This is a genomic window from Gracilibacillus ureilyticus (assembly GCF_900111195.1).
In the GTDB taxonomy this organism is placed as follows: Bacteria; Bacillota; Bacilli; order Bacillales; family Amphibacillaceae; genus Gracilibacillus; species Gracilibacillus ureilyticus.
Genome location: NZ_FOGL01000005.1, coordinates 126984 through 139822, shown reverse-complemented (window position 1 = coordinate 139822; position 12839 = coordinate 126984). Strand labels below are relative to the sequence as shown.

The window sequence follows — 12839 nt, the reverse complement described above, 5'->3', positions numbered from 1 at the left end:
TAGTTTTAACTCCTTTATAAGTAAATTTCTAAACTCTCTCTTTTACCTTGCTTAAACATCATCCTGTGATCTTGTAGTCTTGCTTTCTTAAATAGTGGTAAATAGATTTCCAACACTTGCTCTATTTCGCTGGTTATTTCTATTTTTATTACTTTTTCCTCTAAATTCCAGTAAAGATAATTCACCGTCAACTGGTCCGGGAGACGGATCCCCTTAATTTCTCCGGATGGAAGAGAAGCAGGCAATGCACCTAACAATGTGAGACGTTTATTACTATTGTCCACAAGCATTTCATGAATGACTTGCGGTAAAGCACCATTACCATCCACATTAAACACTTCCTGATTATCATAATGGGACATCATTAGCGATGTATAAAAACAGTCGTTTTTCACAAGTAAATGAAAAATCTCCTCAACTAATTCAGACATATGGAATTGGGTAGCACATAAAGCTGAATGCATTCGTCCATGAGTGGAAGTAGTGTCTCCATTCTCATTCAATAACCATGCTTCCAACCTTTTCTCAAATGCAATCCGTGATGCCTCCCACCATTCCGGTTGAGTGTTCTCATTAAATTCCCTGCTTTGAAAAACAGGATAAAGATGAGAAAAATGACGATGATTGTAGTTCTCCTCTTTATCTGATATCCATTCCTTTAATGCACCCTCTTCATTTACTTTATATGAAGGCAATTTGGCAATCATCCGCTTCCATTGAGAAACCTTAGCGCAATGTAGATTTAATATTCGATGTGCTTCAAGTAAATTGTTCAACACCTGTTTTAATACCGCTATGTCCTGTGTTGCATTGTCTGCACACCCATTCTCAGCGGAATAAGAGGGAGTAAATCGGTAAGTTCCATCATTGTCTTCAACAAGAAAGTCTTCGTAAAATAAGACCACTTCTTTTAATAATGGAATAACCTCTTCTTTAAGAAATAATTGATCACCGGTAAAACGGTAATATTCATAAAACCAATGGGCCAGCCACCCTGCGCCACATGTCCAAAAATGCAGCGGCCAGTCTTCATTCCAATGAAAGTGTCTGCCCGTATTGCTTGCATGGATAGCCGCCATTATTCCTCTGCTGCCATAATACTTTTGTGCATTTTCTCTGAACCCTGGAAGCAGCTCTTTAATCAGTCTGAAGAAACCTTCCATCCCTTCTAAAAGATTACTAGATAATGCAGACGCAATGGACAATTGAACATTCGTGTCAAAAGTGAAATCTCCGCTCCAGGCAGGCTCAAATGTCCCCGTCCAGATTCCTTGTAAATTTGGAGATAGCTCCCCTGCACTGCATATATACATATACCTTCCAGCATCGTACATTTTTTCTAACAGGACAGGACAGACTGAGTTCTTGCTCTTAGCATTCAAAATGATATCATCAATACATTTAAACCGTTCTTCACTACTGACCAGATTTAATTCTACACGTTTAAATTTTTCCTGATGGATATTTTTATGTTGGTCAAATAATTTATGATAACTTGCTATCGGGTAAAGCGGTGTTTTTATTACTTCCCTTGTATGTGTATCAGAATATGGGACAATTTGCATTTCAATTAATATATTTGAGCCGGATTCCACATAAAATCCGGTTCTATTCTGTATAGGAGATAATTTTTCACTTTTTATCCTTATCATTACATCATATCCGCCATCCCCGTATACATAGGAAAAATTCGTTTGCAATAATGACTGGTTCTGAAAACTTGACTGAATCAGTTTGTCATTTTTATAGTTCTTTAAATAGAGCTTATAATTACCGGGACTTAATTGATGATAAATTCGATTATCTGCATGTGAAACAAATGTCCTTCGCTCATACTGCCTTCCTCTAACCATATAAGAGACCGTTAATTCACCTGTCTGATAATTAATACAACGACTGTAATTATCGAATTCTTTGTGATCTGTTCCAATTAGTAAATGAAAGCCGGGATGAAACGGATCACTCATTGTTAATCCCTGGTAGCCTAATTCTTTTGCCTTTTCGTATTGGAACTTAATTGCTTTTTCGTATCCTTCTGTTGCAATAATTGCTCTGGTTTCAGTTAAGAATGGAGCTAAGTCAGGAATTTCATGCGAATTACCCTGAGGCAAATAAAGTCTGCAATGATTACCGATAATTGTATCTTTCACAGGATCACCATAAACCATCACTCCGTGACTGCCATTTCCAGCAACTAATGCATCTTCCCATCTATCCGCAGGTCTACGTGACCATATTCCCCTTTCAGGAAATAAATTCTTCATGATTATTTCTCCTTTACATGATTAATACAAAGCTTGCCTCTTCCATAATTGCCAGGAAGACAGATACCTTCTCATTATCTTATGCAAAATCTCCCTATTAAATTAAGAAACCGGTTTCCGAAGTGTCACAAGGAACCTCCGATGTAATCGTTATCATTTCGTTAGATCGTAAACTAAGTACATTCGGTGAATTAAGTACATTATAAATAAATTAATTTAAAAAAGCAACGGCTTCTTTTATGGCTTTCAGTAGGACTTTTGCTCAGTTAGGTGTGAAGGAGGAATAATATTTTAAAAAAAATTCACATGAACAGTCAAAGTTCATGTGAAATTTTTTCCCTTAGATACATTTATAAATATAATTGTTGAAATTCCGCTATAAGACTTCTCATTTTTCTCGCCTGGTAATCCCTTCTGAATTTTAATTTCCACCAGAAGTGATTTCATTTTTTGCGAACCCTTCTATTGCGGTTTTCTTTTCATAAAACTTGGGCGCATTATCTAATATTCCGTTTCTTGTATAAAACATACTGTTTGCGGAAAGCGGTAAGCTGATTGTTTTTCCTAATGTAGCAGATTCATATATTGCTGTAATTAACTCCAGTGTGTTTCTTCCTTGTTCTCCATCCACTAATACTTCTGTGCCATTATTAATTGCATTGAGCAAATTATCAATTTGACCAGAATGTCCTTCAAACTCCAAGTCTGGTATTTCTTTATATGTTTCATCAATTTGATTACTTAAATCATAGTCAGGTACAGGGAACCCATTTTCTTTGGACCTGGACGCTACAACCTTCCATGGTGCCGAGACTCGGGCATTTTTCCCCTGGAAGATGAGTTGTTGTTCCTCACCATGATGAACAACAGAACTAGTAATTTGTGCAAGACTACCATTTTTGTATTTAGCGATTGCTATAGAGATATCTTCCACCTCGGCATTGTCGTGTGAAGTATTACTTATGACGGATGTTACTTCATCAGGCATTCCATTCATCCACTGAAAAATGTCGATATGATGAACAGCATGATTTAAAGTACAGCCACCACCTTCTTTTTCCCATGTCCCGCGCCACCAGAGATCATAATAACTGTGACCGCGCCACCAATACGAGTCAACCTGTGTATGAACAACTGGGCCCATCAATTCTGTTTCCAGTATTTTCTTCAATTTCATCATTGGTGTAGTAAAACGATTTTGAGCAACTACAGACAAAATCTTTTTATTAGAAGAAGCTGATGCAATCATTCGATCACATTCTTCCAAGGAAGATGCCATTGGTTTTTCAACCAGTACATGCTTCCCGTTATCCATCGAATTGACTGCAATCTCTGCATGAGTATATGGAGGTGTACACACGGAGACCAAATCAATATCTTCTCTCGCTATCATTTCCTGATAATCTTCATACAACTTGATATCCAACTGGAATTTTTCTGCTTTTTTTCTTGCTTTCTCAACATAAATATCACTAAAGGCCACAATCTTACATCTTTTCTGGAATTTCAAGTAGGCATGTATATGAGCGTCCGCAATCGCACCTGTACCAATAATCGCAACTTTTAACATTACCAATCTCTTCCTTTCATATGGATGATTTTCCGAATCTGAACCATTTAAAATTAAAGTTAGAACCAGGTAAAAAAATAAAGCAGACTTTTGTCATTCCTTCTATCCTGTTTAGCATGAATTCCTTTTCTTCATAGTTATCTGTTTTATTGAATTCTACTATCTGGTTACTTTCACCAGACTCACTTAAAAATTGAATATGGATAGTATTCTTATCTATCGGAGAGTGACCGCAAATATAAATTCTATCTGTAAACTCTTCGCTAAAGTTAAATTCTGCAAATTCTAATGTCACATTATTTCCAATGCCTTCTACCGCTTCTTCGTTAAGTGTATACGAGTCACCATAGATATGATCCATGTCTATTGCCAGGTGCTTCTCAAATGCCCGGTTTTGTTTTATAAATGTAAAGCCTTTGATATGAACTTTTTGTTTTAATACAAAACAAAGTGAAGTAATTCCTTTTAGCTTTTTACTAAGACGGTAAGTCTCTTCCTGATAGACATTCCACTTTGATTCTTTTTGATAAATAACATCAGCTAGTATTTCACTTTCTGTTTCATCAGGCATTCCTTCCCATATTTGAAGCATATAAGGTTCATTTGACAGAGCAAAAACAGGAATTGTGATCATATCAGATCCGTCACGGCCAAAATCAATATTTCGAAAACCAACTTGTGTTTCCTCGTCACGGCTTGTAGCTATCCCTCGCTCATTTCCATTCCCTATCTCTCCTTTACTATAATCATATAAGCCTGCTGAGATAAATTTATAGGGATTTTTATATGCAGTTCCAAGCTCTGTTGCCTTTAATTCAAGTTCTGAAATAATTTTTGTCTTATCGGTCCCATTAGAACTTTTACATCGAACACGAAATTCACCATCACCTAAAGCTGATACTGTTGCATAATTACCATTTGACTCAATCGTTGCAATATTGGATTCCACCCCAATATCTGTAACTACACTCCACTCCAGATCATGGTAGTCTGTCTTTTCGGGATGTAATTTAGCATACACCTGGATCTCTCTTAGTGATGAATGGAAGTGCTGACCTTCTTCTGACACGATTTCTACCTTCCGTAATGGCAATTCCTTATCATTTCCCATTATCACTTTCTTTTGGGTGTTTTCTGTACTAGCAGAAATTCCTTTAATATCTTCGATTGATTCTAAAGCCTCTAATTCAATAACTTTATTTTTCATCCCATTTGAGGTGACCTCGACTTGTATCTTTCCTGCCTCTTTTTTTGCTGCTATAATGGCCATTAATTTTCCGCTAAATAATCTTCTGCTAGTCCCCTTGTATGAATCGTAATCGGTACTGTCGCCATTATCCAATCCGATTAACCGACCTGCACCTTTAACTGCTACCTCAACTCTGTTATTCGCGTTTTCCACTAAATTTCCTTCATGATCCAGCATGCTTATTTCCAGAAAGATAAGATCAGTTCCATCTGCTTTCAGTTTGTTCTTATCAGGCGTAAGCTGAATGGAAGAAGCATTTCCAAATGACCTTCTGCTGTCTGTAGCTATTACCTGTCCTGTCTCATCATAGGCAACCGCCTTTATTTCTCCTTTTTGGTACGGTAATTTCCACCATCCTGTTAATTGCTTACCATTCGAATGGTCTGGATGAAAGGTGCCTATTGATTCACCATTGAACAGAAGTTCGACCTTTGGAGCATTAGAGCATATTCTTACATCAATTAATTGTCCTTCATTAAAGTCCCAATATGGGAAAATGTGGACCATTGGATTCTTTTTATAATCCGTCCATGCAGCTTGATATATACAATAAGAGTCCTTTGGAAATGTTGCGGTATCAATTTGTCCTAAATACGAATTTTTCGTGTGATATGGAGTGGGTTCACCGATGTAGTCGAACCCTGTCCAAATAAATGTACCTAAAGAGAATGGTGCATCTCTGTCTGCTATAATACACGCTTCTGTTGACTTTGCTCCCCAACTTGTCGAACTGTTTCCAAGTGCCGAACATTGTTCATCATCATCTGCCAGGATCGATTTCTCGTATGGAAAATGATAGATTCCTCTGCTCTGAACGGTTGAAGCAGTTTCACTTCCATAGATAACCCAGTCCGGATATTTCTCATGGTGGACATGATAATACTTTTCCGCATAATTATATCCTGCTATTTTTACTATATCTGCACATTTCTGAGCATTTTCCCACGGCATGTAATTCGATCCTATCGTAATTCCAGCGTTCTGTTTTGGATCAAACTGACGGACATACTCTACTAATTGTTTTGTAATTTCCTGCCCCCTTTCATCAGCATGGGTATCATAAATTTCATTTCCAATACTCCACAACAGCAAACTAGGATGGTTGCGATCTCTTCGTACCCAGCTTTGCACATCCTTATATGCCCACTCTTGAAAAAACCTTGCATAATCATACGGTGTCTTTGATCTTTCCCACATGTCAAATGCTTCTGTTATAACAAGAAATCCCATCGTATCCGCAAGTTCCATAAACTCCTTTGCCGGCATATTATGTGCGGTACGTATTGCATTGACACCCATTTCCTTTAACAGATGAAATCTCCGTTTTAAAGCGCTTACGTTAAAGGCGGCGCCAAGGGCTCCCAAATCGTGATGTTCACAGACACCATTCAATTTTGATTTTTTACCATTTAAAAGGAATCCCTGATCAGGATCTAATACAATACTTCTGAAACCTACATTTTGATTCACAACTTCTACCTTCTTGTCATCAATAAACAATGTTGTTTCCAGATGATACAAATTAGGATTTTCCATGTCCCACAGTTTAGGTGACTGAATCATTAATTGAGCAGTATAAACCCCTTTTTCCTTTGCAGTTCCTGTTGTGGCAGCTATTAATGTATCTTGATCCATCAATTTATGCGTTAATTGACCTTTTTCACAAATATTTAATTCCGTTTCTATATCAACAATCCAGCCATGCTTCTCTTCCCTTGTCGAAATATACAGACCATCTGTCTCAATATAATTTTTCTCCCTCGTCTTTAACCAGACATTTCGATAAATGCCAGCACCTGAATACCATCTGCTATTAGGGCTTTGATGAACAACCTTTACAAGTATCTCATTCTCACCGTCATGCAGAAATTCAGTAATATTGAATTCAAAGGAGGAGTAGCCATATTTCCATTCACCAACAAACTGATTATTCACATAAAGAGTCGATTCCATATAAACCCCATCAAAGTATATAATCGTTTCCTGCCCGGTCTTTCTGTGTTCAAGATTCCTGCGATACCAGCCAATACTGTTTTCATAGAGATTTAAAGAATCATAGATTAACCAGTCGTGCGGTAAATCAACAGGTGAGAAATTTAAACTCGAGTAATCATTAAAACCTAGTTCAGACTTAGCGAACTCCCAGTTATCATTAAACAGGATTTTGCGATTCATTAAAAAAGCTCCTTCTACAGTAAATTCATTCTCTTACAAATGTTTTTCTCACATCTTCTATTACACTCTTTGTATTTATCATGAGTAACCAACCTACTAAACTGAATAATAGAAAAATAATAAAATCTGATGTAAAAAACATTAGAACCAATGTTAAAAAAATGATACATATGTTACCTGTTGATATTTTTAACCGTTTAAAAATATAGTACAATGCTAATCTGTAAATATCTCTTATTCTAAATTTAAAATGTGTCGTAATTATTAGCGCATAAAATGTAAATATTGACAAAACTAATAAACCAACAAGAAAGATTCCGTTTAAAATCTGATTAAATAGTGTAGGATTTTGGTTGAAATACTGAATATCAATAATGAGAATAAATGAAGCAATTAAAATAGGCAACCAAATTTTTAGTACATCCATAAAATTGTTTTTATATGCCTGGAAGAAATCGCTAAAAGGGGCAATTTCATTATTTTGGACAAGTTTACTAAGCGAATGACATAAAGCTGCAACTGCAGGGCCTGCTGGAATACTTGCAATAAAATAAAAGATCGCATTATTAACACTCGGTATCAATGTAATGAATGCAAAAAAGAACAGTATATTGGTTACAACGAACAATATATTCAGTATCATTAACCAGTATACATAGTTGGAAAAGCGGTAAAATCCGCTTTGAGCAAATTGATTAGAATTCATAATAAAAATCCCTTCCTGTTAATTTATATCTATTTTACAATGAATTCGCACAAGACAGAGGTCTGATTTTTTTAATCTGTATATGTAGAACACCTGCACCCAATGTTTCTGTCAGTACAGATGAATATGTGCATTCGAGACAAGAAAGTTAACTGGAGTATCAGGAAATATTGTTTGTAATTCCTTGGCAAAAAGTTTCATCCCCGGTTCTTCGCTTTCTCGATGTCCCAATATGATTACTGCTTTCTGCTTACCAAGCGCCATGGCATCACGTACATATTCGGGTGTCTCCCATTCGGGTCCCTCTCCGTAAATAACAAGGTCTGCTCCGTCCTCTTCGAATAATGGGATGGCATTCGCTCCTCCACCTCTGAACCCCACCAGTAATCCTACTTTACTAATTTCCATAGTTAAATCGCCTATAAAGTGAAGGTAAGGTAAATTTAATTTATTTTTTATATATGTAATTATTTCATTTAATGTTATCTTTGGAAGCTGAAGAACGGAGGATGTCGCTTTGTGCTCCAGTATATTATCTTCCCAGCATAATGATCGTATTAACCCCTTCATTATTAAGTCAGGTTTATAATTATGGATATAATCATGCAATCGGAAAATAGAAATACCTGATTTTTCTATTAATCTCTGTTTCTCCACTATTATTGAACTTCCATTTAACGGGACATCAGTTGAATGACTGTAAAAGACGCCTTCGTGGCAAACTAACAAATTAATGTCCATCTCTACACATTTTCGGATATTTTCGTATGTTGGCATAAATGCTACACCAATATTATCAACAGATTGATTGTCAGAACCGAATAGCAACATATCCACTGTATCAGGTATAATTCCAACGGGTTTTGTTATTATATTAATCACTTCTCTTACCTGCAGGTTCATCTTTATCCTCCCTTCATTCATTAGATACAAGTATACACGGGAAGGAATACTCCCCGTGTACTTAATAGTTATTTACTTTCTTGATATACCTGGTTAGCTAAGTCCACATAACCTTGCATATTTTTTGCTTCTAATTCTTGCACAAAGGTATCCCATTCATCCAAGCTTCGTTCACCAACGATAAATTTCAACGTATTTTGGGTAACATGATCTTTAAGTGGTGTACTTAATAAGGATGACTGTTCTAATTGCATTGCATCATATTTAATCGGCGGGTCTGGTAAAACAAGTTCTTTCGTTTCGAGCATTGCATTTTGGAATTCAATCTCTTCCTCATTAAACATTGAGTGTAATAATTCAGTTGGTCCTCCATATGAGAAGTTACCTCCAGAAAAACCAAAATCAATTTGTAAATCTTTTTCAGCATCAGGATTCATTCCACGGAATGTAATATCTTCCGCTAACACATACTCACCATTCTCTTTCGTATATGTTTCCCCTTCAACTCCCCACTTGTTAAACTCTAAACCTTCATCACTATATAGCATCCAATCAATGAATTGAAGCATTGTTTCGAAGTTTGGATCATCTTTTGCAGCTGCAGAGAACATAATACCATTCTCTAGTTTACTTCCTGTCATCAGATCACCTGCAGGTCCCCCTGGAACTACAATTTTCTTAATTGAGTAATTATCTGCTCCAAGGCTTTCATCCATAGTGTCGCGGTACTGAGTTAATGTTTGGCCATTAGTATTTATAACAAAAGATTTACCACTAGTGAATTTCTCAACTGCAGGTTCGTCTTCCTGTGTTACACTCTCAGGATCAAGTAATCCTTTTTCAACCAGTCCATGGAAATACTCCACCATGCTCCTGTAGTTTTCTGTTGCCGGTGAAAAGATAAATTCATCTGTATCTTCCTGATAATCCAGCATGTTGCCAAGTCCCCAGCCTGCTTGTGTATCAAAGCCAACTGCCGCTATGTTCAATGTACTGTCGAATTTAAAACGATCAGAGAAAGGTATGGAATCTGGATACGCTTTTTTCATTTCTTCTAATACAACTTCAAGTTCTTCCCATGTTTTCGGTTCTTCAAGGCCAAGCTCTTCTAGAATATCTGTTCTAATTGCCAGACTGTAATCCGGCCATACATTTTCATGCAATCCGGGAAGCACGTAATACTTTCCATCCTGCTGGCGAAGTCCTTCAAGGAATGGTTCAATTTCCCACTTCTCCACTTTATCTTGGTAGTGAGGCATCATATCAACATAATCACTAATCGGTAAAATGGCTCCAGATGAAACAAATGGTGTTTCTTCACCAGGGTATGTTTTCGGGATAATATACGGAGCATCCCCGCTGCTAATTAATAAGCTTCTCTTATCTGCATAATCACTGAAAGGTACAGCTGTGATATCTAGTTCGACATTGGTTAATTCTTTAATTTTTTCAAATAACATCCAGTCATCTTTAATCGGATAGTTCGGGTGGTCGCTAAAAAGTGTTGTGAAAGTGACAGGCTCCGTAGCTTTAAATGTATCTCCCACTCCATAGTCTTCCATCGCCGCGCCTGATGTTTCTCCATCAGACGTGTCTTCTCCATCACTGTCTGCATCCGAATCATTACAAGCTGTTAAAATACCCAAAACAAATAACAACATGAAAGTTACCAATAACTTTTTCCATTGCTTACTCATTTACTTTCCCCCTCTATTTGTTAAAATTAAAAAGATAAAGACAATTATAGGTCGCGAAGAACTTGGCTTACCATCACCTCCTTAAATATCAACTAGCTTAACCTTTGACAGAACCTAACATTACTCCTGAAACGAAGTATTTTTGAATATATGGATACAATACTAAAATTGGCAGTACCGTCAGGATCATTGTTACAGACTTAATATTTGCAGAGATTTGAACTAAATTATCCGCACTGGAAGCTCCAGTACCAAGCCCTGATTCTGCACCTTTTATCATATTTCTCAAATAAATTGAAACCGGAAACAATTCCTTGTCTGTAAAATAGATAAAAGCAGGGAACCATGAATTCCAATGTGTTACTGCGTAAAATAACATCATTGTTGCCAGAATAGGTTTTGACAAAGGCAATACAATCCTGAATAAAATACCAAATGTATTCGATCCATCCATAATCGCCGCTTCTTCCAGTTCATCCGGTATATTTTCAAAGAAAGTTCTCATAATCAGCATATTGAATACACTGATTGCATTCGGGATAACAATTGCCCAGATGGAATTTCCGAACCCTAATGAGGTAACTAGTACATAGTTAGGAATTAATCCTCCATTAAAAAACATCGTAAATACAAAGAACATTGTTAAAAATCTGCGTCCTTTTAATCGCTTTTTAGCTAACGGATATGCAATCATTGTTGATAAAATAAGGGATATTACTGTCCCGACAACTGTATATATCACCGTATTTTTATAATTTATCCAAAACATATTATCAGACATAATGACTTTATATGTTTCCACATTAAAGCCTTTTGGCCATAGCGTTACCTGCCCTGAGTTGATATAGGCCTCTGAACTGAATGACTGTGCAAGAATGTTGAAAAATGGAAACAATGTGACGACAACAATCAGAAGTAATATGATTGTGTTAAATACTTTAAAAGTTTTATATTGCCATGAGTCTTTCATATAATCTCCCTCCTACCACAAGCTATTGTCTGTTATTCGACGAGATAGATAATTTGCACCAAAAACTAAGATCAAACCAACGATGGATTCAAATAAACCTATAGCTGTACCATAACTGAAACTCCCTGATTCCAGACCAATTCGATATACGTATGTCGCAATAACATCAGCTGTTTCGTATGTTAGGGGATTGTATAATAATAGAACCTTCTCGAACCCAACTTGCAAAAAGTTACCTATATTAAGGATCAGCAAAACGACAATCGTTGGTAATATTCCTGGTATTGTAATATGGAGCGTTTGTTTCCATCTGTTTGCGCCATCTATTTTGGCTGCTTCATATAACTCTTCATTTATTCCTGTTAATGCTGCCAGATAAAGTATGGCACCCCATCCTAATCCCTGCCACAAGTCAACGCTTACAAAAATAGTTCTGAACCATTCTGGCAACTGGATAAAATTAATTTTGTCCCCGCCAAAAAAGGCTATTAGACTGTTTAATGGCCCATTTAGCGCCACCATCTCAAATACCATTCCAGCAACAACTACAATCGAGAAAAAGTGAGGCAAATATGACGCCGTTTGCACAAATCTTTTAAATAAACGATTTTTCACTTCATTTAGTAATAATGCAAAAATGATAGGTGCCGGAAATGTTATCACAAGAAGCAAAAATGCTAATATCAATGTATTGGCAAACACATTATAGAAAGTAGGATCACTTAAAAACATTTTAAAATAATAAAACCCTACCCAGTCCTCACCTATAATACTGCCCCCAGGAATAAATCTCCTGAAAGCAATAATGTTTCCAAACATCGGAACATACTTAAAGATCACTAAGTAAATTATTGGTAAAAGAATTAATGCATATAATTGCCAATCCTTTTTAAATGCCTGAAAATTCCTTTTTTTAGGCATACTGATTTTTGTGGTTTTCGGACCTGTACTTCTCCCTGCTTCTTCCATATTTAATCCCCCTTTATTTAACCCTCTCTTAAGTAAGGGCTTACATTTAAAACTAAAACATCATCCGCTCATAGAATAATGAAGCAATAACTCTAGTATGACTAGTATGTCAGTATCGGCGAAATTATACCCCAAGAATCCAATAATGAATACTTTGTTTATTCGATGTACTTATTATAATTAGATTTGTTAATTTTGTCAATATACTAGAATGGTAGTTTTTAATTTTTTCTTTGCTATTTGTTTTACCATAAAAATTTAAAAAGCAACTTAGTTTATTTGTTTAAAAACAAATTTTTCTAGTTATAAGAGCACACTGATTACTTTATTTTTTAC

General features: G+C 36.2%; 8 protein-coding genes. All 8 read right to left on the bottom strand.

Features of this window, described 5'->3' with window-relative positions; all coding sequences use genetic code 11:
• Positions 1-14: 14 nt before the first annotated feature.
• Positions 15-2264, bottom strand: coding sequence for a glycosyl hydrolase family 95 catalytic domain-containing protein (locus BMW36_RS07250; protein ID WP_089740192.1), 2250 nt, complete (start codon positions 2262-2264; stop codon positions 15-17).
• Between the two features lie 421 nt (positions 2265-2685).
• Positions 2686-3834: a Gfo/Idh/MocA family protein gene (locus tag BMW36_RS07245; protein ID WP_089740191.1), complete on the bottom strand. Its 1149-nt coding sequence runs from the start codon at positions 3832-3834 to the stop codon at positions 2686-2688.
• A 16-nt stretch (positions 3835-3850) separates the two neighbouring features.
• Entirely contained in the window at positions 3851-7258 is a 3408-nt protein-coding gene (locus BMW36_RS07240; RefSeq protein WP_089740190.1) for a glycoside hydrolase family 2 TIM barrel-domain containing protein, read from the bottom strand.
• Between the two features lie 25 nt (positions 7259-7283).
• Positions 7284-7964, bottom strand: a complete 681-nt coding sequence (locus BMW36_RS07235) for a YesL family protein (protein ID WP_089740189.1) — start codon at positions 7962-7964, stop codon at positions 7284-7286.
• Between the two features lie 111 nt (positions 7965-8075).
• Positions 8076-8867 carry a Nif3-like dinuclear metal center hexameric protein gene (locus tag BMW36_RS07230; protein WP_089740188.1) on the bottom strand — a complete coding sequence of 264 codons (792 nt, stop codon included), beginning with the start codon at positions 8865-8867 and terminating at the stop codon, positions 8076-8078.
• A gap of 68 nt (positions 8868-8935) precedes the next feature.
• Positions 8936-10564, bottom strand: a complete 1629-nt coding sequence (locus BMW36_RS07225) for an ABC transporter substrate-binding protein (protein WP_089740187.1) — start codon at positions 10562-10564, stop codon at positions 8936-8938.
• Between the two features lie 97 nt (positions 10565-10661).
• Positions 10662-11534, bottom strand: a complete 873-nt coding sequence (locus BMW36_RS07220) for a carbohydrate ABC transporter permease (RefSeq protein ID WP_089740186.1) — start codon at positions 11532-11534, stop codon at positions 10662-10664.
• Between the two features lie 12 nt (positions 11535-11546).
• The gene (locus BMW36_RS07215; RefSeq protein ID WP_089740185.1) at positions 11547-12503 is read right to left on the bottom strand and encodes an ABC transporter permease; all 957 of its coding nucleotides are present in this window, start codon (positions 12501-12503) and stop codon (positions 11547-11549) included.
• Positions 12504-12839: the final 336 nt, after the last annotated feature.